At 38.7% G+C, this 25114-nt stretch carries 20 protein-coding genes and 1 pseudogene; 6 read left to right on the top strand and 15 right to left on the bottom strand.

The features are described from left to right. Positions 1-11: 11 nt before the first annotated feature. Together CAL6303_RS00440 and CAL6303_RS00435 are read right to left on the bottom strand one after the other, a co-directional pair. Positions 12-1415 carry a protein kinase domain-containing protein gene (locus tag CAL6303_RS00440; RefSeq protein ID WP_015195859.1) on the bottom strand — a complete coding sequence of 468 codons (1404 nt, stop codon included), beginning with the start codon at positions 1413-1415 and terminating at the stop codon, positions 12-14. A gap of 64 nt (positions 1416-1479) precedes the next feature. Further along, entirely contained in the window at positions 1480-1806 is a 327-nt protein-coding gene (locus CAL6303_RS00435; RefSeq protein WP_015195858.1) for a helix-turn-helix domain-containing protein, read from the bottom strand. Between the two features lie 225 nt (positions 1807-2031). Between CAL6303_RS00435 and CAL6303_RS00430 the strand changes: the two genes are divergently transcribed. Beyond that, positions 2032-3087, top strand: coding sequence for a transposase (locus CAL6303_RS00430; RefSeq protein WP_041740054.1), 1056 nt, complete (start codon positions 2032-2034; stop codon positions 3085-3087). On the opposite strand, the gene CAL6303_RS00425 is transcribed toward CAL6303_RS00430, so the two are convergent. From CAL6303_RS00425 to pruA, 3 genes are all read right to left on the bottom strand, one after another. After that, positions 3003-3374, bottom strand: coding sequence for a type II toxin-antitoxin system RelE/ParE family toxin (locus CAL6303_RS00425; protein WP_015195856.1), 372 nt, complete (start codon positions 3372-3374; stop codon positions 3003-3005). The genes CAL6303_RS00430 and CAL6303_RS00425 overlap by 85 nt on opposite strands. A 75-nt stretch (positions 3375-3449) precedes the next feature. Next, positions 3450-5156, bottom strand: a complete 1707-nt coding sequence (locus CAL6303_RS00420) for a bifunctional serine/threonine-protein kinase/formylglycine-generating enzyme family protein (RefSeq protein WP_015195855.1) — start codon at positions 5154-5156, stop codon at positions 3450-3452. 437 nt (positions 5157-5593) lie between these two features. Further along, a complete protein-coding gene (gene pruA / locus CAL6303_RS00415) occupies positions 5594-8566 on the bottom strand; it encodes an L-glutamate gamma-semialdehyde dehydrogenase (protein WP_015195854.1) in 2973 nt (990 codons plus the stop codon). Positions 8567-9026: 460 nt separating this feature from the next. On the opposite strand from pruA, the gene CAL6303_RS00410 reads away from it, so the two are divergent. After that, positions 9027-10664 (top strand): CocE/NonD family hydrolase, encoded by a 1638-nt coding sequence (locus tag CAL6303_RS00410; protein ID WP_015195853.1) that lies wholly within the window; start codon positions 9027-9029, stop codon positions 10662-10664. Positions 10665-10677: 13 nt separating this feature from the next. Here the strand turns inward: CAL6303_RS00410 and CAL6303_RS00405 are convergent, their stop codons facing one another. Beyond that, positions 10678-10881, bottom strand: a complete 204-nt coding sequence (locus CAL6303_RS00405) for a hypothetical protein (RefSeq protein WP_015195852.1) — start codon at positions 10879-10881, stop codon at positions 10678-10680. Positions 10882-11591: 710 nt separating this feature from the next. On the opposite strand from CAL6303_RS00405, the gene CAL6303_RS00400 reads away from it, so the two are divergent. Together CAL6303_RS00400 and CAL6303_RS00395 are read left to right on the top strand one after the other, a co-directional pair. After that, positions 11592-12149 (top strand): SRPBCC family protein, encoded by a 558-nt coding sequence (locus CAL6303_RS00400; RefSeq protein ID WP_015195851.1) that lies wholly within the window; start codon positions 11592-11594, stop codon positions 12147-12149. Positions 12150-12154: 5 nt separating this feature from the next. After that, positions 12155-12730, top strand: a complete 576-nt coding sequence (locus tag CAL6303_RS00395) for a DUF924 family protein (protein ID WP_015195850.1) — start codon at positions 12155-12157, stop codon at positions 12728-12730. Between the two features lies 1 nt (position 12731). Here CAL6303_RS00395 and CAL6303_RS00390 read toward each other — a convergent pair whose 3' ends face one another. The 3 genes from CAL6303_RS00390 to thrS all read right to left on the bottom strand — a co-directional run bounded on the left by CAL6303_RS00390 (position 12732) and on the right by thrS (position 16416). Further along, the gene (locus tag CAL6303_RS00390; protein ID WP_015195849.1) at positions 12732-13964 is read right to left on the bottom strand and encodes an RNA-guided endonuclease InsQ/TnpB family protein; all 1233 of its coding nucleotides are present in this window, start codon (positions 13962-13964) and stop codon (positions 12732-12734) included. 290 nt (positions 13965-14254) lie between these two features. Then, the gene (locus tag CAL6303_RS00385) at positions 14255-14515 is read right to left on the bottom strand and encodes a hypothetical protein (protein ID WP_015195848.1); all 261 of its coding nucleotides are present in this window, start codon (positions 14513-14515) and stop codon (positions 14255-14257) included. 35 nt (positions 14516-14550) lie between these two features. Beyond that, the gene (gene thrS / locus CAL6303_RS00380) at positions 14551-16416 is read right to left on the bottom strand and encodes a threonine--tRNA ligase (protein WP_015195847.1); all 1866 of its coding nucleotides are present in this window, start codon (positions 16414-16416) and stop codon (positions 14551-14553) included. Positions 16417-16759: 343 nt separating this feature from the next. On the opposite strand from thrS, the pseudogene CAL6303_RS31670 reads away from it, so the two are divergent. Then, positions 16760-17998, top strand: a pseudogene (locus CAL6303_RS31670) (ISAzo13 family transposase). A 341-nt stretch (positions 17999-18339) separates the two neighbouring features. Here the strand turns inward: CAL6303_RS31670 and CAL6303_RS30605 are convergent. From CAL6303_RS30605 to CAL6303_RS00350, 5 genes are all read right to left on the bottom strand, one after another. Beyond that, a complete protein-coding gene (locus CAL6303_RS30605) occupies positions 18340-18510 on the bottom strand; it encodes a hypothetical protein (protein ID WP_015195846.1) in 171 nt (56 codons plus the stop codon). 31 nt (positions 18511-18541) lie between these two features. Beyond that, complete coding sequence (gene ylqF, locus CAL6303_RS00365) at positions 18542-19423, bottom strand: ribosome biogenesis GTPase YlqF (RefSeq protein WP_015195845.1); 882 nt, start codon at positions 19421-19423, stop codon at positions 18542-18544. Positions 19424-19445: 22 nt separating this feature from the next. After that, on the bottom strand, positions 19446-19829 hold the full coding sequence (locus tag CAL6303_RS00360) for a VOC family protein (protein ID WP_015195844.1): 384 nt from the start codon (positions 19827-19829) through the stop codon (positions 19446-19448). Between the two features lie 91 nt (positions 19830-19920). After that, a complete protein-coding gene (locus CAL6303_RS00355) occupies positions 19921-21180 on the bottom strand; it encodes an envelope membrane protein (protein ID WP_015195843.1) in 1260 nt (419 codons plus the stop codon). 242 nt (positions 21181-21422) lie between these two features. Further along, positions 21423-22412 carry a sodium-dependent bicarbonate transport family permease gene (locus CAL6303_RS00350; protein WP_015195842.1) on the bottom strand — a complete coding sequence of 330 codons (990 nt, stop codon included), beginning with the start codon at positions 22410-22412 and terminating at the stop codon, positions 21423-21425. A 267-nt stretch (positions 22413-22679) separates the two neighbouring features. Here CAL6303_RS00350 and CAL6303_RS00345 point away from each other — a divergent pair, with 267 nt between their 5' ends. Next, a complete protein-coding gene (locus CAL6303_RS00345) occupies positions 22680-23852 on the top strand; it encodes a glycosyltransferase (protein ID WP_015195841.1) in 1173 nt (390 codons plus the stop codon). A 56-nt stretch (positions 23853-23908) separates the two neighbouring features. On the opposite strand, the gene CAL6303_RS00340 is transcribed toward CAL6303_RS00345, so the two are convergent. After that, positions 23909-25075 carry a pyridoxal phosphate-dependent aminotransferase gene (locus tag CAL6303_RS00340; protein ID WP_015195840.1) on the bottom strand — a complete coding sequence of 389 codons (1167 nt, stop codon included), beginning with the start codon at positions 25073-25075 and terminating at the stop codon, positions 23909-23911. Positions 25076-25114: the final 39 nt, after the last annotated feature.

Here is a 25114-nt window from a genome sequence, read left to right as displayed (position 1 = left end):
CCATAGCCTCATTAATGGCTATTTAAACATCCTAACAAAGCTTGTTTAAATCCTGCTGCACTTTTGAAATAAATTTCTGGCTTTTCTACCAAAGCTAAATCAATCACTTTTGCAAGTTGTTGGGGAATATTCGCATCACGTTGATGAATGGGTACGGGGTCATTTTGTAAAACTGCTAAAAACGGATCACCAGAAGTGAAATTACGTGGAAAAGTTCCGGTAAGCATATAGTATAAACACGCCGCAGTAGCCCATACATCAACCTCTGGTTGAACATATTTATAATTAAGCAATTGCTGACGACACATTAAAACTGGAGTACCAGCTTGAGTCCCTGTCAAAGTTTGACCGCTTAATCCAGCTAAATCAAAAGATTTAGCTAAACCATAATCACCCATTTTTGCGGTGATTTTACCATCAATATAACCCAAGAAGATATTACTAGGTTTTAAATCGCGGTGAACTAAACCCTTGCCTTTACCAAATCCACCATTACCGAGTTTAACATTGGGGATTTCGGCATTGTGAGCATATTCTAAACCATCTAAAACTTGGAGAATAATTGGTACAGCAATATCAATAGATAGTCTTCCTCCTTGTTTTTGCATCATATCAGCAACAGTTCCACCTGCACAATATTCCATTGTGAAAAAGAACACATTCTCAGAGTATCCATAATCGATTAATTTCACGACATTTTGATGCCGCAAGATTTTGGTATTTTCTGTTTCTCTCATAAACATTTGTACCGCCCAATCATTAGCAGCAACAGCAGGTAACATGACTTTTAAAGCGACAAAATTACCTGTTTGATGATGTTGGACTAGATAAACCTCACCGAAGCCACCTTTTCCTAATAATTTAATTATCTCATAACCACGAATTGCCAATAAATTCTTGTCGCCACGTTTCGCTAAACCTAACAAGTTTTTGATATATTCTAATAAATTAGGTGCTTGAGTAACCTGCTCTTGATTTTGCTGATGAATATTAATTGTCGATGGGTAAAAATTAGGAATATTAAGTGATTTTAAGTCTAATTTAATGCTGGCGACTTCAATACTAACTACAAATACAGTATTACTGAGTTTAATTTCGTCTCCATCTTTTAAATCGTATTCCGGAAATTGAACTTTTGCAGCTTCTTCTGGTGTTTGATTCTCTTCCCGTTGTCCAATTTTCTTGTCATTAACAAAAGTACCATTTCTACTACCAAAATCTCGTATCCGAATTGCTGGAGGGTTGATATCTAACAGACAGTGATAGCGAGATATTGTACTATGTTCTTCATCATTGGGTAACTGAGGATTGCAATCTTTTGACCTACCAATAATACAAGTTGTGCGAGAGTCAAATGTATATTGTCTTCCGGATAATTTGCCTTCGATAATTGTGAGGGTTACTTTGGTAGGCATTTGCGATCGCATCCTTGGCTTATTTATAACAAATCTCTAAATGAGAACTACAGTTTTTACAATATCAATCAATACAAACTTTTGTTTTCGCACCAGAATTAGATTGTTTAGTCTTCACCACAATTTCAACATCGCAACCTAAAGTATTTAAAAAACGAAAGAGTCTTGCTGTTGAGAAACCCGATAATTTACCTTTCAGGAGAGCAGAAATCTTAGGTTGGTCGATTCCCAAAAGTTGTGCGGCTTCTCCTTGGTTCATATTTTGTTGGGCGATTAATTTACTAATTTTACGTGCTAATTCCGCTTTAATAAGTAATTCATCTGGGTTAGCTAAACCCAAATCAGCAAATACATTTCCACTACTTTTTTGAACATTTATTTCTTCAGTCATAATTATTTTCGTTTTATTTATTATTATAGTTTTGTGAGTAGTGTTCTTTCGCTCGCTTTAATCTTGCTTCGATTAGTTCAATATCTTGTTTTGGTGTAGAAATACCCAGAACTTACGCATTGACAAAATAGACAAAAAGTGTGGTAGGGAAAATCAGGAAAAAATGGGTGATAGGTGACTGGAAAGACGGATAATTTATGTCATCTAGTATTTAGGGTTCGGACTATCAGAGCAACTACCAAGGTATCTACGGCAAAGTGTGATCTCAACACTTACACTCTGTTTTTACTGGCAGAATCAAAGTATCCAGGCTGTACGCGTTTGGCAGATATCATGGAAGATTTATCTCATGATAGTGTCAATAGATTTTTGCTACGTGAGCGATATGAGCCAAGGGATTTATTTGATGAAGTCAAACCATATATAAACTTAGTAGGTGGTACATTAAGTGGAGACGATACGGTAATTGACAAGCCTCATAGTAACGTGAATTTAACAGAACTAATTGGTTATGTCTATTCGGGAAGACATCACCGCACAGTTAAAGGAATTCAGTTAATTACCTTGTATTATACAGATTTATCGTTGAAGTCTGTACCAATCAATTATCGTATTTATAACAAACAAGAAGGTAAGACAAAAAATGATTATTTACGAGATATGATTACTGAGGTTATAGATTGGGGCTTGCAGCCTCAATCTATAACTACTGACGCTTGGTATTCCAGTAACAAGAACCTGAAGTTCTTTAAAAACAAGGAATTAGAGTTTTTGACTGGTATAGCAAAAAACCGTCGATGTTCAGTTGATGGTAAAAATTTTACCCAAGTCCAAAATTTAGAAATCCCCGAAAGTGGTTTAGTAGTGTATCTCAAAAAGTTTGGGCAAGTGAAAGTATTTCGGAGAAGTTTTAAAAACGAAACTTCCAGATATTACATTATGTTTGTACCTGACAAAGATGGACTATTCCTAATTTCTATAGCAGAATTTCAAGAATTACATTCAATTCATTGGGGAATTGAATGTTACCACAGAGCTATCAAGCAAGTGTGTGGAATTGACCTCTTTATGGTGAGGACATCTGAGGCAATTAAAACTCACTTTTTTAGTGCTATCCGAGCCTTTACACAACTAGAATTAATGCGAACCGAAGAGTTAATTGAAAACTGGTATGAAGTACAGAGAAATTTGTCTCTTCAGGTGGCTCGTGATTTCATTCTAGAAAATCTTGAACGCAAAATGGGGTTGAAAGCATATAGCCAGACATCTGTCAATGCGTAAGTCCTGATACCATGTTTTGATTTTTTCTGAAAAACGTGTAAAACGTAAATGACATCTGCTATTTTTACTGTATATACTGCTCTGTAAGTATTAGTATCAAAATCTTCCACAATTTCTAACACTCCAGCACCCTTAAAACCTTTGAGTGGTTTTGCTGAATCATGTTTTTCACCACATTGTGCTAAGTACAAAGCATAGCCCATTACTTGCTGTACTTCTTCGGGAAACTCTTTTAAGTCATCAAGTGAGCTTCCAATCCATTCCACTGGTTTCAATAAATCACCCATACTATCAATATGCTAGTTTTGGCATATTTTGTCAATGATATGTGATTTTGTTGTTTTTGGATAGTCGCTACAATACTAAGGAAAAGTCCTCCCGACCCCACAAACAATACGAAAACCAATAATGAAGTTGAAACTGTCGCACGCATGGCTGTAGCCACGGTACGCAGAACGGCAGAGTTCAGGATTGACGTACCAGGAACCACCGCGCAGACACTTGGAATGATTATTATTACCAATTAACCAAACTCGACCATCTGATGGTGCTGAATTGTAGTTGTCGTGCCAATCATCCTCACACCATTCATATACATTTCCATGCATGTCGTATAAACCGAAAGCATTGGCAGGAAATTGTCCTACTTCTGTTGTTTTCTGTCTATATTCTCCTTCTGGTGCATTGCCGTAAGTATAATTGCCATAGTAATTTGCCAAATCCGTTGCAATTGTCTCACCAAAGTGGAATGGGGTAGTGGTTCCAGCACGACAAGCATATTCCCATTCGGCTTCGCTAGGTAAGCGATAGTTTCGGCTGTAACTTTGACAATGCTGAGATAATCTGGCACAAAACTCGATCGCTTGATTCCAAGATATTTGCTCAACTGATCGATTACCACCTTTGAAGTGTGCAGGATCAGGATCTAAATTAATTTTTACTTGGGGAAAATTAGCCACTGCTGCCCATTGTTTCTGGGTAATGGTATATTTCCCCATGAAAAAGGGCTGTATAGTTACTTTGTGTTGTGGACTTTCACAATCCGATCGTTTTGCTTCATTTTCTGGTGAACCCATGATAAAAGTACCACCAGGGATGTACACCATTTCCAGCTTTACACCCCCACCTAAATCCTCTGTGAAAAATTCTGCTTCTGCGGGATAGCGGGTAATTTTGAGATTTCGATTTATGTTGGCATATTCAAATTGAAATTTTTGTAGAGGAATTGGAGAATTCGCACTACCCAGCATTACCAATTTTAACCATTCTCGAACCGTCTGCGGTCTATCTTGTGCTTCCAATGCCATTCCTTTGATAATCGCATCATTTACGCGATCGCTAATACTGGAATTAAACTGTTTTGGAGGTGGCAGGGGAATACCTTGTTTGCGAAAATTAGCTGGAAAAGGAACTTCTGTAGTCAATAAACTATATAACGTCGCAGCTAAAGCATAAACATCAGTCGCAGCAGTAAAACGTCCTTGCCTTTCATACTGCTCTATTGGTGCATAACCTTGTGTTTTAGAATTGGTCATGCTGAGGGTTTGACCAATGGTAAACTCACGGGCAAGTCCAAAGTCAATCAATACAGCTTCTTTTTCGGCTGCTTGTTTCCCCTGACGCAAAATAATATTATTGGGCTTGACATCCCGGTGTAAAAAGCCTTGTTGATGGACATATTCTAAAGCTTCTCCCACTTGGTTGATATACCGTAGGGCTTCATCTTCTGATAATTGCCCGTGCTTATCAACATAAATCCCTAAATCATCCCCTTGAATATATTCCATCACCATTCCCCACAATCCTGCTTCCTGGATGACTTCATAGACTTTAACTATGTGGGGATGCTGACAACCTCGTAACCGTAATGCTTCGTTGACGAATTGTTCTTGCTTGTTTGCGAAGTCACCTTGACTTTGGTTGATGGGGTTGAGGGTTTTAATGGCGAATAATTTATTTGTTTTCGGTTCTAATACGCTGTAGGTGACACCAAATCCACCACCACCAAGAACTTTTTGCACGATGAATCTGCCGTTTTTGAGGGTTTGTCCGGTTGTCCACAGTTGCATAGATGTGTGTGGTGATGCTTGAGGGTATATCGGGAATTATAGGTGATATTTTGACAATAATGCCTAGATTATTGAAGTCGCAAACTTTGCGATAAATTATACCGATTGAAAAAATCATTGCAACATAGAGAATGAATCTGTAGGGGGGTTTAGCAGTGCTAAACCCCTACCAAGCAATCTGTCGTATTGTTTTTCCAAATTGGGATTAGATTTTTGATCTAGATTTGTATTATGTTTGGGTAGGAATGCGATCGCATTCCAAGATTTATCGGCTTTTTTTCAAATAAGCGATCGCATTCAAGGATTTATGCACATTGCTAAACCCCTATAGGGTATTTAGGGAAAGACGTAATTATAGAGAGACGCGATATATCGCGTCTCTACAATATTTTTCATCGACCATTCAAAAAGCCGGGTATCTATTCTAATATTCTACTTTACTCAGCCCCTTCAATTGGCGCAAAACCTTGACGTTGGATATTTTCTGTGATTGTTTTTGGTTCCAAAAATTGTAGTAGGTAGTCGGGACCTCCAGCTTTAGAGCCAACTCCCGATAGTTTGAAACCACCGAAGGGTTGACGGGATACAATTGCCCCGGTAATTGTGCGGTTAATGTACAGGTTGCCCACTTCAAATTCTGCCTGTGCTTGTTGGATGTGGGAGGGGGTGCGGGAATATAATCCACCTGTTAAAGCGTAGTTTGTGCTGTTGGCAATTTCCAAAGCTTCCTGGAAGTTCTTCGCTTTGATGACGGCAACCACAGGACCGAAAATTTCCTGCTGGGCAATAATTCCATCTGCGGGGACATCCCTAAATATGACGGGTCCAACATAGTAGCCGTTTTCGGGTGCAGGCATTTCCAAAGCGATTTTTGCTTCTGCTTTCCCTTTTTCGATATATTCGCGGATGCGGGATTGGGATTTACCATCAATGACGGGTCCAACTTGGGTACTAGGTGACTCGGCAAAGCCGATATTTAGGGATTTTGTGGCTTCTACAAATCGTTCTACGAAGGTTTCATATACCGATTCCACCACAATGACGCGGGAACATGCAGAACATTTTTGTCCGCTGTAACCAAATGCTGATTGTACTGTACCCAATACTGCTTGGTCTAAATCGGCACTTTCATCGACGATGATGCCGTTTTTCCCACCCATCTCGGCAATAACCCGTTTCATGTGTTTCTGACCAGGTTTCAAGATGGCGGCATCTGCGTAAATCTTACAGCCGACTTCTTGAGAACCAGTAAAAGCAATCACATGAGTTTCGGGATGATTAACTAAGTAAGAACCAACTACCGAACCTCTACCAGGAACATATTGGAATACACCTTGGGGAATCCCCGCTGCTACCAAAATTTCCGTTAGTTTTGCCGCAATTACTGAGGATGTTTCCGCTGGTTTGAGGAGGGTGGAGTTACCAGTCACCAATCCTGCCACTACCATCCCACATGCGATCGCATAAGGGAAATTCCACGGTGAAATCACCACTACTATGCCGCGAGGTTGATAGGTGTAACGGTTGGTTTCTCCGGCAATGTCATAATTGTAACCTTCGTCTAATCGCTCCATTTCATCGGCGTAGTAGCGACAAAAGTCGATAGCTTCAGAAACTTCACCATCAGCCTCCCGCACGGGTTTACCGACCTCCAGGACTATCCAGGCGCAAAGTTCAGCACGGCGTTGTTCCATGATTTCGGCGGCTTTCCGTAACACCCCGGCACGTTCTCTCACGGGTGTTTTTCGCCACTTTAAAAAGGCAGTTTTTGCGGCTTTCATGGCTGTTTCCGCTTGTTCGACGGAAATTTGTCCAATTTTGCCGATCACTTCGCTGAAGTTGGAGGGGTTCACTGAGTCGATAATTTCGGCGGTTTCCACGTATTCCCCATTAATTAGGGGAAGATAGGTTTTACCAAGTTGCTGACGTACCTGTTTAAATGCATCTCCTGACTCTTGACGTTTTGCTGCTTCGGCAAAGTCGGTATCTACCGCACCAGGGAAACCTGTTGTGGAAGGGTGATATGTGGAATCTCCTTGGGGGTTTGGTGCTGCAAGCAGTTCCTCAATTGGACGATTTTCCAAATTTTGCCGTAAAAAGGAACTATTGGCGGTATTTTCCAACAAACGGCGAATCAGATAAGCCATCCCCGGTAATAAATCCCCGTAAGGACAATATACCCGCACCCGATAACCTTTACTTACCAAGGCTTTCGCTAACTTATCCCCCATCCCGTAGAGAACCTGCATCTCAAAACTCCGACGAGGAACAGCCAAAGTTTCCGCGATTGCGATCGCATGTGCTTGGGATCTAACATTATGACTACCGATGGCAGCATATATATATTGATGATTTTCTAATAATAGTTGGGTAATGGTCTCAAAGTTGGCATCAGTGGCAACCTTATCGTTGTAAACAGGTTGACTCCAATGTTTTTGCTGTGCTTTGATGGTTTCTTGATCCCAATATGCACCTTTTACCAAGCGGATAGAAATGGGATTGCCGCGTTTTTTTGCCCAATCGATTAAATCCCGTGCATCTTTTGCACTATCACGCAGATAAGCTTGTACAGTCATCCCAATATCGGTACGCTGAATAAATTCATCCTCCAACAGGATTTTTTTCAGGATACTAAAAGTTAAATCCTTATAGGCATATTGTTCCATATCAAAATGGACAGCAGCACCCAACTCCTTCGCACGGCGTAGTAGAATACGAATGCGATCGCTGACTTTGATTTCGCTCCCAATTGCGTCCAAAGGATCAAACTGGGAATAAAATGCCGTCAGTTTTACGGAAACCTGAACCTTGGGTATCGGCTGTCCATCTGCCTCATCAATTAATGATACTGTAGACCAGTTTTTTGCAGCCTCACTCAACTGCTGCATCAAGTCTATATAACGATCTAAATAAGATTGGGCTTCAGTTTCTGTAATTACAGCCTCACCTAGTAAATCTACGGTGAAAGCCATTTTATCCTTCCGCAACCGTTCAATTGTCTTTAATACCTGCTTAATATTTTCCCCGGAAATATATTTGTGTGCTAGAGTTTCTGTGGCTGTGGATACTGTAGTTGCGGCAACCTGTCCTGGTACCGAATCAGGACTTGCAAAATTTAGCATCCCCTTCAAAGCAGCAGGCAACTCCACCGACTCATCCCCCAGATATTCCTGAAGATGTGCGGCAATTTCCGGTTTACTGCGTAGTGCAGGCAAAGCATCAATAAACCTAAATAGCTGAACACGCAAACCAGGATTACTCATTGCCCAATCTAGCAATTTATCATCCAAGCGCATCTGATCGCGTAAATTCGCCAAAAATGAGCGATTGTCCTGGGTAGCTGCAAGAAGTTGTTTAGCTATCTCCTGGGTTTTGGCTTCGTAAGTGTTGATTTTTGCTTCTAATACCACTGGTAGCGAACTCCTTGTTTGAGCAAAGATTTGACAAATTAAAAAAAATACGGAAGTATAATTTCTGTACTCTTTCTTTATAACTCACATTCTAGTTTTCAACTTGAATTATAAAGAAATTGCAGGTAAGAAAAAATCAAAAATTAGTCTTAAATATTGAATTTTTGAAAAATACGTTATAGCCTTGCAACATCGAAGAAAAGGGATGGCTTAAATTATCGTTTTCAATAACTTGAGGTTTTACTTTCTTTGTCTTTTCTAAAGCTATACTCACAAGGCTATAGGCACTCTCAAACAAACTAGATTTTTAAGCGTAAGTGCAAGCTACAACAATAAAAATAAAACCAGATTCCCATCATCATTATCTATTTACTCCTAAAGCCAATTCTAAATTAACTCACCTGAGCAACAAAACATCAGATTTTAATTAAAAATTACAATATATCAACCGAAAACTAAGATGTTAAACATACTTCCCAAACAAATTCATTCAATGTATACCCGCGACGGGATAAAACTTGATGCGGATGTATATGTTCCCGATGCCAAAGGAAAATTTCCAGTATTACTAATGCGTCAACCTTACGGCAGAGAAATTGCATCAACAGTAGTTTATGCACATCCTACTTGGTATGCAGCCCAAGGCTACATCGTAGTGATTCAAGATGTTCGGGGACGAGGCACTTCACAAGGAGAATTTAAGTTATTTGCTAATGAAATTCAAGACGGAGAAGATACAGTAAATTGGGCTGCAAATTTACCTTATAGTAATGGCAAAGTTGGGATGTATGGCTTTTCCTACCAAGGAATGACACAATTATATGCAGCAGCCGCAAAACCACCAGCTTTAAAAGCAATTTGTCCGGCTATGATTGGTTATGATTTATATAGTGATTGGGCATATGAAGGTGGAGGATTTTGCTTACAAACTAACTTGGCTTGGGCTTTACAGTTAGCAACAGAAACCGCCCAACTAAAGCATGATCAACAAACTTATCAACAACTAGCTACAGCAGCCAGAAATTTACCTTTGTCTGATGCTATTCCTAACTATCCAAAGATATTGAAAGATTGCGCTTTAGAATCTTTTTATCATGATTGGGTGACACTTCCCCAAAGTGATACTTATTGGCAACAATTATCGCCCAAAAATTATCTTCAAGATGTAGACTTACCAATGTTTCATATTGGTGGGTGGTTTGATACCTATCTGCGGGGAACTTTAAATTTATATAAAGCGATCGCGTTCCGCAGCAAACACAGACAACAATTAGTTATTGGACCCTGGGCACATATTCCTTGGGGTAGGAAAGTGGGTGCTATAGACTTCGGACTCAATGCCATCAGCCCAATTGATCAAATGCAAATAGCCTGGTTTGACGAATATCTCAAAGATGGCAAAACCAACTTACCAGATTTCCCCCCTATTTGGTTATTTGAGATGGGGAGTAACCTTTGGCAAGGTTACGAGAAATTAGAAAATAAAACTCACAAAAAGCTATTTTTGTCAAGCACCGGATTAGCAAATATCCAGGAAGACAACGGTGTCATCAGTAGCGTACTCCCAAATAATTATTCCTGTGATGTCATTGTCCATGATCCTTGGCGACCAGTACCAAGTTTAGGAGGACACGCAGGAATCCCCGCTGGAGTATTTGAGCGATCGCATCTTGATTCCCGCTCTGATATTTTGACATATACCACCCCACCACTCACGGAAGACTTACATTTATTAGGTGAAGTTGTAGTGGAAGTTTATTGCGATGCTGATAAACCCAGCTTTGATTTATCAGCAATACTTAGTGAAGTCCATAGCGATGGTAGAGTTTACAATCTGACACAGGGTTATTTAAATTGTGAAAACGGCTTAAATCGAACCCTCAGACGCATTCAGCTACAAACAACATGTGCAAAAATTAGTCAGGGTAACTCCTTAAGATTAAGCCTTAGCGCCGCCTGTTTTCCTGCTTATGCCATGAATTCGGGAACTGGAATAGAAATTAGCAAAGCCAAAGCCATCGACTCGCAAATCATCACCATCACAGTACATTGCGGAGGTGAATATCCCTCTCAAATTCATTTGCCTTCAGAATTTTAGAACAGAAAGACACCTAAAGTCGCCACCAAGTCTTCTGAACATAGGCAAGAATTGCAAACGCGATCGCTAAACTAAATAATAGCCAAATAATTCCCCCCGGTAATGCTGTCAAGATTCCCAGCTTAAAACCACGGAATATCCAAACAGCAATAGCTACACCCAAAAATGTACCAAATGCTTGGGTTAATCTCCGGTTTAATTTAGAAGATTGAGACATCCAAATTCCTTGCTTGATAAAATTGATATTAGCGATCGTGACATACTCCCACACTTGCAGCAAGTTGTAAGTGTGGGCTTCTCAGCGACTCCCGGTATCCCGTCGGACATTGACTGAGCTTTATTTTAAGTCCACGAGAGAGTCATCTCCGCAGACTATGAATTTCTGATCTTGTACCTACAAATTTTACTGCACTGGATGAGTGCTGGCTTGATCGCAATAAATGGAGGCAGAAGGCGGGTTTTTGGAGGAAGGTTGAACACGAAAGCAAAAACTTTTTCCCTTAAAAGGGGAGGCTTGTAGCATGTTGGCTTTGGTCAATAATTATAAAGAAAGCATAAAGTATTATTTTTATCCGGAAAATTATTATTTTTTACGATCATCATCGTCATTTTCATCTAATCATTGATAAATATATCCATGTAAATCCTATTTAAGCAAGTATTCAGGATGCATCAGAGAAAACCACTACTTAGTTAAATAAATGTTCGGAATATGTCATTTTGCCTAGTTAATTGCACTGAAGTGATCATGAAGTAATTAAAAAGACATATTTTGAGTAAAATTTTGGGAATAATGACGCAAGTGAACCAAATTTCCGGACAATTTATATATACTACTGGAACTAGAATCAGTAGGACGAAATCAAGCAAATCAGCTTTCAGTTTTAACCACTATAGTGGATATGTTGAGGAGTAACTGAAAAAATTATGTCAGCATTTTATACATCAAACTCGACAAGTACAAACTTAGGAATGGATTGGAGTCAGGAACAGCAAAATCGGATCATGCAAGGTGAGATTATAGTGGAAGTGCGATCGCACACAGCATGGGGTGGTGCAGTTACAGCTTGGATGTATGTACCGTTGAAGCGATCGCATGTTTGGCAACAACTCACCGACTACCCACGTTGGGTACAATACTTCCCCGATGTCACCAAAAGCGAAGTTTTACAGCGTGGAGAAGTCAAACGTCTATACCAAGCAGCACAAAAAGCCTTCCTACTTTTCAGCGCTCAAGTTGAAATTTATCTCAACGTCGTCGAAGAAATTGGTCAAAAAATCCAATTCCGTCTCGAGAAAGGTCACTTTCACGATTTTACTGCCAATTTAGAACTGCAAGACTGTGAAAATGGCACCATCGTTAAGTATGCCGTTCAAGCAACCCCCATGATCCCCGTCCCATCATTTTTTATTCAGCAAGCAATGAACTTTGAATTGCCAGCCAATATGCGTAAAATGCGACAGGTGCTTTGTAAAGGTCTTTAATCGTCATGTCACAACCAAATAACATCTTAGATTTTTGGTTTGGTAGTCCCACTCAACCGGAATACGGGAAACCTCAAAGATTTTGGTTTAACAAACAACCAGAATTCGACAACGAACTCCGTACCCGGTTCCAGCAAGATTATGAACAAGCAGCAGCAGGCAACCTTGAAGACTGGAAAAATAACTCAGAAGCCTGTTTAGCTCTAATCTTGCTCCTAGATCAATTTCCCCGCAACATGTTTCGCAACACACCACAAGCATTTGCAACCGATCCTAAAGCAGTTGTCACAGCCGAAACAGCTATTTCCAAGGGGTACGATCAACAATTGCTAACTGTGCAACGCTGGTTTATTTATTTACCATTTGAACACAGTGAAAACATTCAACATCAAGAAAAAGCTGTAAAACTATTCCAACAGCTAAGTAATGATACTGAAAGTCAAAGTACGATAGATTATGCTATTCGTCATCTGGAAATTATTCAACGCTTTGGGCGTTTTCCCCATCGCAACGAAATTTTAGGAAGAATTTCGACCAGTGAAGAAAAAGAATTTTTAAAACAACCCGGAACATCTTTGTGAACTACCTACACTGACTTGGAGTACCAAGTACAGTGTCGGCTTCTGTAATCACGGGGGAATGCCCAAACCTAGACTTTCGTCCAAGTTTAGGACTGACTTCCCCTCCTACAGCAGAGACGGCTGAACCTTCCGCCTTTATCATTCTGATGCCTTCGGCTCTAATATTTATGGCTGCATTTCCATCTCTATCATGATGAGTGCCACAATGAGGACAAGTCCACTCCCTCACCTCTAAAGGCATCTCACTTACTTGATAGAAACAATTAGAGCAGAGTTTAGAACTGGGAAACCATCTATCAATTTCAACCAACTTTCCACCCTTGCGTTCTAGCTTATAGGCTAAAAAGTTGGTAAATGTTCCCCACCCTGCATCAGATATTGATTTCGCCAATTTGTGATTACGTACCATGCCTTTGACATGAAGATTCTCTACTATGACAGCTTGGCTATCGCTGACCAACTTATAACTAAGTTTATGTAGAAAATCCTGCCTGGAGTTACTAACCCGTTCGTACACTTTGGCAACAACTTTTCTATATCTATTTCTCGAGTTACTCCCTTTTTGTTTACGGGCTAACTTTTTTTGTTTACGCTTGAGGTTCTTTTCGTACTTGGCAAGGTGTTTAGGGTTATCGTATTTGGATATCTTTTCACCATCGGTTACAACAGCGAAATGTTTCAACCCTAGATCAATCCCATATATTTTACCTTCTGAAATAACTGGATTCCCGCCATCTATTTCAGTCAAGATAGAGGCAAGGTATTTGCCAGAAGGCGTTTTGCTAACAGTTACAGTCTTTATTTTCCCCTCAATTAGCCGATGTATTTTGGCTTTGATTATTCCAATGTTGCCTGGAAGTTTGATATTACCATCGACAATTTTGACGTTCTGAGGATACTGAACAGACTGTTTTCCGTGCCGAGATTTGAACTTAGGGAATCCAGCACGTTTCTCAAAGAAGTTTTTGTATGCGGTGGTTAGATTCAGTGTTGTAGCTTGTAAAACTTGGCTATAACAATCAGCCAACCAAATAGTATCTTCTGCTTTTTTGAGGGTCGGGAGAAATGCGTTGAGTGCTGCACGAGTAAGCCCTTTCCCTGTTTCTTTATAAGTCTCAATTGACTTATTTAGGGCATAATTCCACCACCAACGAGCGCAGCCAAAAGCTTGAGCTAATTGAATTTGCTGTTCTTGTGACGGATATAAACGAACTTGTACTACCTTATGTGACACTCAACATCACCTCCTTGGTATATCTATCTTACCATGATATGTATTTTCTGATAACCGATGGAAATCAAATAATTGTTGATTCGTCATACATCTAATATTTCTCTTTGCTATGCAAAAAATCAATATTAGATGCAATCCTTATCAACCGCCTTATATCCCGCCACTGATTCTGGGTACAGAATTCAGATGGGGGACTTACGGCGTAATAGTTAAATTTTTTCAATCATCAAATCGGATTCACATACCACATATCTCTCCCTATATACTGCTGATTATCAGCATCCTTGAAATTACAGAATCACTTTACTCGCTTCAACAATATCTGTATAACTAATCTCATCCAATGACTTATGGATTTTACACTGTTTAACAGGATTGGTCATAATAGCAATTACTGTTTCTAGTGGAGGACACCCAGCTTCTGTACAATGTAATTGACTAATTGAGATAGGTATATCTGAATTTATCTCCAATATTTGATAAATCCAATTTTTTACTTCTTCAGTCTTCGCTGGATTTGACTTCGTTTTACTACGAGAAAATAAATTCATTTTTTCGTTAGATATGAATGAACTAATTGCAGAAATTAAAAAGAATTCTTACTCTCAATTACTTGTTGCATTTTCTGCTGTAACTCAGCCAGATTGATTGTTCCCAAATCACCAGCCATTCTGCTTCTAACGCTCAGAGTTTGGGTTTCAATTTCTTTCTTGCCAATTACAGCAACAACCGGGATTTTTTCTAATTCGGCTGTACGAATTATTTTTCCTAAACGATCTCCACTTTGGTCAATTTCTGCTCGAAAACCAGCTTGTTTCAAAGTATTGACTACTGACAAAGCATAATCTCGCGCTTCCTCACTCACAGGTAATAATCGCACTTGTACTGGTGCTAACCACAAAGGAAAATCACCTGCATAATTTTCAATTAAAATCCCAAAAAAGCGTTCTAAAGAGCCAAAAATCGCCCGGTGAATCATAATTGGTCGTTTTCTGATGCCATCAGCCGCAACGTACTCCAGATCAAAGCGCTCAGGTAAGTTAAAATCTACCTGAATGGTGGAACATTGCCACAAGCGACCAATTGCATCTTTGATTTTAATATCAATTTTTGGACCATAAAAAGCACCACCACCTTCATCGACAATATAATTCCAGCCTTTAGTATTTAATGCCTCAATTAAAGCATCTGTTGCTAATTCCCAAACTTCATCTTCTCCCACTGATTTTTCTGGACGAGTTGAAAGATTAACCTCATAATCCTTAAATCCAAAATCAGATAAAATCTGCTGTATCAGATTTAAAACCCTCAAAATTTCATCAGATATTTGATCGGGCAAACAAAAAACGTGAGCATCATCTTGGGTAAAGCCTCGCACTCTCATCAACCCATGCAATGCCCCCGAACGTTCATAGCGGTAAACTGTTCCTAATTCTGCCCAACGCAAAGGTAATTCTCGGTAAGAATGAAGTTCATCTTTATAAGTCAAAACATGAAATGGACAGTTCATGGGCTTGATTTGATAAGCCTGATTTTCGACTTCCATAGAGTCAAACATACTCTCTTTATAGAAATCAAAATGTCCAGATGTTTTCCATAAATCTAGATTGGCTACATGAGGAGTGTAAAGTAATTCATAGCCTGATTCTAGATGGGCTTTGCGCCAGTAATCTTCGATAATATAGCGAATTTTAGCCCCCCGTGGATGCCAAAACACTAAACCACCACCAGCAGAATCTTGAATACTAAAAAGTTTTAATTCCTGCCCTAATTTACGATGGTCACGTTTTAAGGCTTCTTCTTTTTGCTTGAGGTATGTTTGTAATTGTTCTGGAGTTTCCCAAGCAGTTCCATAGATGCGTTGCAGCATGGGTTTAGTCTCATCACCACGCCAATAAGCACCAGCAATACTTTCTAATGCAAAAGCATCTGGATTAACTTCACCTGTAAAATTGACATGGGGACCAGCGCACAAATCCCACCAGTAAATTTTGGGAGGAATAATCACAGGTTCTAACAAAGAGGGTTCTATTTGAACATCAGTATTTGTTAATTTGCCAACATCAGGACTGCCAATAAAGTAGCGGGTGATGACTTCTACTTCAGGAATGCTGTCGAGAATTTCTAATTTATAAGGTTCTCCCAACGCGATAATCTCGGCTTTAATTTCTTCTCTATTTACTACTTCCTGAATAATTGGCAAGTTAGCTTTAATAATTCGCCGCATTTCCTTGGTAATTTTGGGCAAATTATCGGGGGTAAAGCTAACAGCACTATCAAAATCGTAGAAAAAACCTGCTTCCGTTACCGGACCTATCGCAACTTTTGTCCCCGGATACAGCTTTTGCACTGCCATCGCCATAATATGGGCGCAGGTGTGGCGAATTCGTTGCAATTTGTCGTTATCCTGTTGGTTCAAGCTTTGGTTGGACTGGTTTAAGAAACTGACCATGTTATTAAAGAATGGGAATCGTTTTCATGATAGCGTCAAAATAGTTATTTAGATCCACTTTGGGTGAAATGCAACGCCACCCGTGCTAAAGCCCACCCTCCCCAAAGCGCCTACGGTGTACACACAAGTATTGAATTCCCTAGATTTTCTATAATCCCACGCCCGCCAACGGTTGAAACCGCCGTCTAATAGCTAAGGGACTTCCAGAAAATAAACTATTCCATTGGAAATAATGATAATCATTTTAAAGGGGGATGAAGGGGCTGCCGACGGCAGCCCCTTCATCCCCCTTTTGTAGTAATTTGAATAATGACTGAGTTTTTGAGTGTAGCAACTGGTGACTATAGTATTAACTGATTCTCTGAAAAAGTTGTTCATTGAAACTGCATCTCAATTAAAAGGTGCAGAAAAGCGTAGATTTATGGCTTCGACAGTTCAAAGCTTAGGTTTAGGAGGGCAAAGACTTGCACAATCAGAATTAGGATGGAATCGAGACACAATTCGCAAAGGAACAAGAGAATTAAAAAGCGGTATTACTTGTGTTGATAACATGAGTGGCAAAGGACGTTACAAAGCAGAAGAACATCTGCCAAATCTTTTAGAAGATATCAAAAAAATAGTTGACTTCTATAGTCAAACCGATCCGAGTTTTAAAAGTCAAAGACTATATACTAGACTCAGTGCAGCCGAAGTTAGAAAGCAATTAATCGAAAAGTCTGGTTATAGTGATGAAAAGTTACATACATCAGAAACAATTCGAGTCAAATTAAATAATTTAGGTTATAAGCTCAGAAGGGTAAAGAAAGTTCAGCCTCAAAAAAAATCCCACAAACTGATGCAATCTTTGAGCAATTAGATGTAGTAAATAAAGATGCAGATGAAGATAAGAGTGTTTTACGTCTAAGCATGGACGGAAAAGCCTGTGTTAAGATCGGCTCATTTGACCGAGGGGGTAAAAGCCGGGATGGGGTGAAAGCATCAGACCATGATTATAATCCGAAAACAACTGTAACTCCTTATGGAATATTTCTTCCAGAGCTTGACGAGTTATTTTTGTACTTTACAGAATCGAAAAGTTACAAGTGATTTTATCGTTGATATTCTAGAAGATTTTTGGTCTTGTGAAAAGCATCGTTTTTCTGAAGTTAAAACACTACTTCTGAATCAAGATAATGGTCCGCAGAATAGTTCGCGGCGTACCCAATTTATGAAACGTATAGTAGAGTTTGCTCACAAACATCAAGTAAATATACGTTTAGCTTATTATCCTCCCTATCATAGTAAATACAATCCAATAGAAAGGACATGGGCAGTACTAGAAAATCATTGGAATGGGAGTATTTTAGATGAACTAGAAACGGCTTTAAATTTTGCTAGCACTATGAAATGGAACGGGAAACATCCAGTCGTTAAGCTAGTACACGAAACTTATGAGAATGGGGTAAAGCTTACAAAAAAAGCTATGGCTCAAATCGAAAAACAGATTGAGCGGCTAACCGATTCTAATCATGAAGTTTTCCCAAATTTAGGTAATTGGTTTATTGATATTTGTTGTAGTAAAACAAACGTGATTTCATTTTAATAGCAACATTTATTTAGCGGCAAAATATCCCTTATTTACACTGTTTAACTTCAAATAACAAGTGTATAGACTCTTATGCATAAATGAGGGGGAGAAAAGGGCTTGCCGACGGCAAACCCTTTTCTCCCCCTCAAAATGATTATCATTCTTTAAATCAACCTGTCTTTTCCTTTTTTTGGAATAATTTATTCTTTGGAAGTCCCTTAAAGTATTGCGCCGGGGAATTAGCCCCTCCAATTTTGTTAAATAATTATCCAATTTTCTGTTGTGGAATAAGTATCCCTACCTTTGATTTCGGGCAAGATATCCAAACCAGAGGATATTTTATTTTCTGGAAGTCCCTAAGGTTCGATTCCTTGATCTATCCAAACGTCAATTGCTGCTTTCACCTCTGATTCTGTTGCAGCAGACCATTCTTTTTCGTTAATAGTTGTTTGAAATACCGCTCTTTTTCCATGACCAACTTTTTCGATTGGATGTCCGCGATATAGGCTATTTTTAGGTTTAACCATTGTTAAATTATAAATCCGATGGGTGTATTAGTTAATTTGGTGGTAATTCTAGGGGGATTTTTCCTAATAATCCTTTGCGGAAATCGGTGAGAATTTGTCTTGCTGCACGTTCAACATCTCCGTTGTAGCGGAATTCTGCTAAAGCGTGTAAATATACGTCTCCTGTGTAGTCGGTGGTTTCAAATTCATAACGTGTTTGTAGAGGGTTTGGAGGTAGTAATTCTGTGGCTACAGCTTCAAAGTAAGTTAGTGTATCAATAAATGCAGAGGCAACTAGTTGATTGTCGTAGGAAGCATCCCCAATATCGTCGCAAATAGCTAGTTTTAAGGCAGCTTCTTGATCTTCTAACTTTAGGGGGATGACTCCGGGAGCATCTAGTAGTTCAATTTGATCAGAGATTCTCACCCAACGAAGCGATCGCGTAACTCCAGGACGGTTTGCACTTTCAACTACTCGTTTTTTTAATAAGCGATTGATTAAGGCTGATTTGCCAACGTTGGGAAAGCCAATTACCACCGCACGCACGGGACGAGATAACATTCCTCGGTTGTGACGACGTTGGTTAAGTTCTACACCAGCAGCTTGGGCAGCTTTACCGAGAGCGTCTATTCCATTCCCTTGTTGAGAATTGGTAAAATATGGTGTTTCTCCTTGACTTTTGAACCAATCTATCCATACATTACGAATTGCTGGTGTCACCATATCTACTTTGTTAATGACTAAAACTCGTTTTTTAGTTCCAATCCACTCGTTGAGTTGGGGGTGTTGTGTAGCTAGGGGAATTCTTGCATCTCGTACTTCCAAAACCACATCTACAAGCTTTAACTGTTCTTTGAGTTTCCTTTCAGCTTTGGCGATATGACCGGGGTACCATTGGATGGTGTTTAATTTATAGTTACGTGTAAAGCCCATGTTTATTTTAATTAATTTTAACTTAGTTATTTGAGATTATCTGTTCGTGTAAGATGATTCGGTTTCCATCAGGATCAAAAGCATAAATTTCCCTACCGTGGGAAGCAATGGTGATTGGTTGGGCTATGGTACAGTCCAATTTTTCCAGGTATGCGATCGCATTCTCTAAATTTTCCACTTCTAAGCACAAACTCATCTTACTGTGATTTGAGTTGGAGAATTCAAGTTCATGGTCAGATTTAGGTTTAAAAATTCCCAACTTCACACCAGGAAGCTGAAACTCTGTGTAAATATTGGGAATATATTTTTTCGGTGCTTGTCCCAAAATCTCTGTGTAGAAGCTGGTTAATTTTGCAATCTTCACAGATGCAAATACAACAAATGCATCACTATAATTTAACGCCACAATATAATACCAATTCAAATATTAATACATCCAACCTACAAAAAAAAACACATATTTGACAAGCACAGGCACAATTTTATCCTTCTTCTATCTATTCATCCATTTCTTTGAGTGTTGCCAAAGCTGAAGGAGACAAACGACTTAGATAACGAAATATCCAATATTTGAAAATAGTATTTAAAATCACTGGAAATGTGGCAATAAAGAAGAAAATCACGCTTTGATTTGCAGGTAAACCCAAATGCTTGGCAAAACTATCTAATAATACTTCCCATCCATGAGGTGAATGGAAACCAACAAAAATATCTGTGAATAGGATAATTAAAAATGCTTTGGCGCTATCACTTAATGTATAGACAATTTCATCCATAAAGTCCTTGACAAATTGTATTGCCCTGCGGTTAGTTGCAATTACCACGGCAAATGCTACTAATGACATTACATCAGCAAAAACGTTACTAATTGCACTATTACTTTGAAGTAAAAAATTTTGATAAATTTCACCAGCTTTTTCTTTAACTTTGGTTTCAATTTCTACTGATGAAAGTTTTGGCGATACTTTAAGTAAGTTTTTAAACTGCAAATCTTTCTCAAAAATACTTAGTTCTTTCAACGCGGTTTCTTCCATTTCCTGGTTGAGAAAAACTCGAATATAGTCTCCACCTCTAGATTCTTTAATAACGAAATTAAGTAATAATTGTTTTGATAATTGCTGTGTTAACAAAGGAACAATTACAACAACTAGTAAGAACTTAATTGCTATTCTAGTCCTATTTTGAGAAACACGATATTTATTAACAAATTTTACCTCTGCATCTTGAGAAAAATCTTCCCTAACTCTATTAATAGTTCTGCCCAATGATTTAGGGATAACTCCTGTTTTGCTAAATGTCGATTCTGATGAATTATTCCCAGATTTTTTTTGGTTTTTATACTCTGATTTTAAGGGGTTTGATATATTATTATTTTCGTCATCAATGTTGTACTTACTAGTGATTTCATCAATAAATTTTAATTTTCCTAAGACTTCGGCATCACCAACCTTAGATAAATAACGACTAGCATTAAACTCTGCAAGTCTAATTCTGATAGTTAGCAGACTACGATTGCGGCAGGTAATCCAATAAGACATAATATTTGGAGAGTACTTTTCTATATTGGCAGATATTTTTTGATTATTGAAATGAGCAATTTCTATCTTTTCAATATTTTTTGCGGCTTCATAAGCATCTGTTAAAGCGCGTTCAGGAGTTTTCAGAAATCGCAGGTAGCTACTACTCCACAAATTGGCTATTTTTTCGGAAAATGGTTGAGGTTTCTGGTTTTTGGCAGAAGATTTAAAAATTGACATAGGAACTATCTTTATTTACTGTTAAGTCTAACAAGTAAATATTGAATTTGTGACTATAAAAAAATAAAATAAATCAGTACAGGAAAAAATCAAATAGTAGCCCTATAGTAGCCCTATAGATATGATGTCTTTCTAAATCTGCGTGTTATTGAAGCTATGAAAAATCCCTCTTAGCAAACCAAAATATTCAAAAAAACTAATTCTTTTCCTGAAAAGTACAAATTTTAGCAACCTGAACAATTCTACATACCAATTCCTATAGCTTTGACAATATTCATATACAAAGGAATTCCCACAATGATATTAAAGGGAAAAGTTAATGCTAAAGCCATTGATACATACAAACTGGGGTTTGCTTCCGGAACTGTAATCCTCATTGCAGCAGGAACTGCTATATAGGAAGCACTAGCGCACAAAACAGCGAATAATAGAGCATTTCCCTGGGGAATACCAATAACTTTAGCGATAATTATCCCGACAATTGCATTAGCAACAGGCATAAGTATGGAGAATATAATTAGAAAGGAACCTGTATTACCCAAATCTTTGATGCGACGTGCTGCAACCATCCCCATATCTAATAAGAAAAAGGATAAGACTCCGTAAAAAATACCTTGAGTAAAGGGTTGTAATTTTTCCCAACCTTTTTCACCGGTTAAAATTCCAATAATCACACTACCAATTAATAAAAAAACTGAACCATTCAAAAATGCTTCCTTTAATACTTCTTGCCAAAATCCAGTTTGATTTTCTGTTTCTTCAGTTTTATTGCGGTTAAATATTTTAATTAATAAAATTCCCATAATAATCGCAGGGGATTCCATCAAGGCTAATGCTGCTACCATATAGCCATTAGTGTTGATATTTAAAACCTTTAAAAATGATTGAGCAGTAATAAAAGTCACGGCACTAGTAGAACCATAGGTTGCAGCAATTGCGGCTGCATTATAGGTATCAAGCTTAATTTTGAGAATAAAGAATGAATAAATAGGGATTCCACAAGCCATAACTACAGCGGCGAATAGTGTTATTAATACCTCCTGACTAATGCCACTCTCACCTAATTCATAACCACCTTTAAATCCAATTGCTAAAAGTAAATAGAGGGAGAATAATTTTGGTAATGGTGCCGGGATTTCTAAGTCTGATTTGACAAATATAGCTAACATCCCCAGAAAGAAAAACAACACTGGTGGATTAAGAATGTTGGATAGGATAAGGCTGGAATTCACTCGGAATACTCCTGAGATATTATGTAGATGAGAAAAGGAAAATTTTACCTGTAAAAATATTGGGTGATGCTATACTTAACTGGGATTAACTGAAAATGACTAATGTATACCACAAATCTTGATAAAATATGATGAAGGTTTGTCGGTCATACGACATCTTTGGAGAATCAAGTTAATCATAATTATGGTAATTATGTTACAGCCGTCTGGTAATAGTTTTATGCAAAAACAGAAAGATTAATAACTATGACAAAACTTAGTTTATGCATGATTGTTAAGGATGAAGAAAGTCGGCTGGCTAAATGTCTTAACAGTGCGAAAAATCTGATTGATGAAATTATCATAGTGGATACGGGTTCTGAAGATAAAACTATCGAAATTGCTCAAAGTTTTGGGGCAAGAGTAGAAAGTTATGGATGGAATCATGATTTTAGTGTGGCAAGGAATGAAGCGCTGAAATATGCGACAGGTGACTGGATTTTAGTTTTGGATGCAGATGAAGTTTTATCACCAAAAATCATCCCACATATTCAAGAAGTGATGAAGATGGATGATTACATATTAATTAATTTACTGCGTCAAGAAATTGGCGCTCATCAATCACCATATTCATTAGTTTCTAGGCTGTTTCGGAGACATCCGGAAATTAGTTTTACACGTCCATATCATGCGATTGTAGATGATAGTATTAGTGAGATTTTACACAAAGAACCTTATTGGCAAATTGGTCATTTAACAGAGGTGGGTATTTTACATGATGGATACCAAAAGGACATAATTAATCAACAAGATAAATTTGCTAAGGCTCAAGTAGCAATGGAGAATTTTATCGCCAATAATCATCATGATCCTTATGTTTGTAGTAAGTTGGGAGCATTATATATTGAGTCGGGTAGAGTGAATGATGGAATTCAATTACTGTTGCGAGGAATTGCATCAAAACAGGCAAATTCTGATTTAATGTATGAGTTACATTATCATTTGGGAATTGGCTATACTCATGCTCAAAATATTAAGCAAGCTTTGATTCATTATCAAGCGGCAACTAAACTAGTTGTTTTCCCGATGCTGAAATTGGGAGCGTATAATAACCTAGGTAGCTTATTTAAAGAAGCTGGTGATCTGAAAAATGCGAAAATGGCGTACAGTATGACAATTCGTATTGATCCTAATTTTGCTGCTGGTCATTATAATTTAGGATTAGTACTCAAAGCCATGGGTTTGTTTGTGGATGCGATCGCATCTTACCAGAAAGCCATACAATTGAACCCTAACTACGCCGATGCATACCAAAATCTCGGTGTAGCTTGGTTAAAAATTGGCAATGTGAAGGCAGCTTTACCAGCATTTAATAAAGCTATCTCTCTTCACGAAACCCATAACCCTAACGAAGCTGTCAGGTTACGTCAGGGTTTGCAGGAAATGGGATTTTTGAAATAGGGAATAGGGAACAGTAGATAGCAAACAGGGAATAGGGAACAGGGAACAGGTAAAGATCAAATTTTGGATTTGACAAACTTCTCTAACCTATCCATGCCTTTTTCAATTGTTTCCATATCAGTAGCATAGGACAAACGAATGTTATCATCGGCACCAAAGGCGATACCGGGAATAACTGCGACTTTTTCCGATTCTAGTAAAGCGTTGGAAAAATCCAGCGATGTTAATCCTGTTTTCGTGATATCTGGAAACAAGTAAAATGCACCATCCGGTTGAAGGCAACTCAAACCGGGAATAGTGTTGATGCGGTTAAACATGACTTCCCGACGCTTGGCAAAAGCTTGTCGCATTTCCTCGACGCAATCTTGGGAACCCGATAACGCTTCTACAGCACCATATTGGGCAAAAGTACAAACATTTGATGTGCTGTGACTTTGAATCGTAATGGTTGCCTTAATTAATTCTAATGGTCCGGCTAAATAGCCAATCCGCCAACCCGTCATTGAGTAACCCTTGGCAAAACCATTACTAATAATGGTGCGGCGGAAAATTTCCTCATTCAACGAACCGATGCTGATATGCTTTGTACCGTCGTAAAGAATCTTTTCGTAAATTTCGTCAGAAACTACTAAAATATCCTTTTCAACGATGATTTTAGCTAGTTCTAGCATCTCATCGGGGGTATATACCATCCCTGTAGGATTGGATGGCGAATTGAGGATAAATAACTTGGTTTTTGGAGTAATTGCTTGTCGCAACTGTTCTGGTGTAATTTTATATCCAGTTGCAGCAGTTGTCTGGACAATTACAGACTTACCACCCGCCAGTGTCACCATCTCTGGATAGCTCAACCAGTAGGGTGCAGGGATAATTACCTCGTCCCCAGCTTCAATCAACGCAAGTATGAGATTAAACAAAGAATGCTTACCGCCATTGGTGACGATAACATTTTCGGCTTTGTAATCTAGATTATTTTCGGTTTTGAGCTTGTGCGCGATCGCATTTCGTAACAAAGGCTCACCAGAAGCGGGACCATATTTAGTCTTGCCTTCTGCCAAAGCCTTCTCTGCCGCAGCTTTAATGTGGTTTGGGGTATCAAAATCCGGTTCCCCCGCGCTAAAGCTACAAACATCAATTCCTTCTGCCTTCATTGCCTTAGCTTTCGCTGCGATGGCTAAGGTAATAGAAGGCGCTACCTGACTAACACGTTCCGCCAGCTTCATCTTCACTTTTATTTGGCATATTTCTCCACTTTCCCAGCA

This window comes from Calothrix sp. PCC 6303, assembly GCF_000317435.1.
Classification (GTDB): Bacteria; Cyanobacteriota; Cyanobacteriia; order Cyanobacteriales; family Nostocaceae; genus PCC-6303.
The sequence above is the reverse complement of the archived record's forward strand: the minus strand, read 5'-3'. Positions and strand labels throughout refer to the sequence as shown.

Excerpts from the sequence above, each read along its gene's own strand:
- CAL6303_RS00405 (WP_015195852.1), bottom strand. The coding sequence starts at position 10,881 with ATGTCTCAATCTTCTAAATTAAACCGGAGATTAACCCAAGCATTTGGT.
- CAL6303_RS00420 (WP_015195855.1), bottom strand. The coding sequence starts at position 5,156 with ATGCAACTGTGGACAACCGGACAAACCCTCAAAAACGGCAGATTCATC.
- CAL6303_RS00435 (WP_015195858.1), bottom strand. The coding sequence starts at position 1,806 with ATGACTGAAGAAATAAATGTTCAAAAAAGTAGTGGAAATGTATTTGCT.
- CAL6303_RS00345 (WP_015195841.1), top strand. The coding sequence starts at position 22,680 with ATGATTGTTAAGGATGAAGAAAGTCGGCTGGCTAAATGTCTTAACAGT.
- CAL6303_RS00355 (WP_015195843.1), bottom strand. The coding sequence starts at position 21,180 with ATGTCAATTTTTAAATCTTCTGCCAAAAACCAGAAACCTCAACCATTT.
- CAL6303_RS00395 (WP_015195850.1), top strand. The coding sequence starts at position 12,155 with ATGTCACAACCAAATAACATCTTAGATTTTTGGTTTGGTAGTCCCACT.
- CAL6303_RS00440 (WP_015195859.1), bottom strand. The coding sequence starts at position 1,415 with ATGCCTACCAAAGTAACCCTCACAATTATCGAAGGCAAATTATCCGGA.
- CAL6303_RS00340 (WP_015195840.1), bottom strand. The coding sequence starts at position 25,075 with ATGAAGCTGGCGGAACGTGTTAGTCAGGTAGCGCCTTCTATTACCTTA.
- CAL6303_RS00410 (WP_015195853.1), top strand. The coding sequence starts at position 9,027 with ATGTTAAACATACTTCCCAAACAAATTCATTCAATGTATACCCGCGAC.
- ylqF (WP_015195845.1), bottom strand. The coding sequence starts at position 19,423 with ATGGGCTTTACACGTAACTATAAATTAAACACCATCCAATGGTACCCC.
- thrS (WP_015195847.1), bottom strand. The coding sequence starts at position 16,416 with ATGGTCAGTTTCTTAAACCAGTCCAACCAAAGCTTGAACCAACAGGAT.
- CAL6303_RS00400 (WP_015195851.1), top strand. The coding sequence starts at position 11,592 with ATGTCAGCATTTTATACATCAAACTCGACAAGTACAAACTTAGGAATG.
- CAL6303_RS00425 (WP_015195856.1), bottom strand. The coding sequence starts at position 3,374 with ATGGGTGATTTATTGAAACCAGTGGAATGGATTGGAAGCTCACTTGAT.
- CAL6303_RS30605 (WP_015195846.1), bottom strand. The coding sequence starts at position 18,510 with ATGGTTAAACCTAAAAATAGCCTATATCGCGGACATCCAATCGAAAAA.
- CAL6303_RS00385 (WP_015195848.1), bottom strand. The coding sequence starts at position 14,515 with ATGAATTTATTTTCTCGTAGTAAAACGAAGTCAAATCCAGCGAAGACT.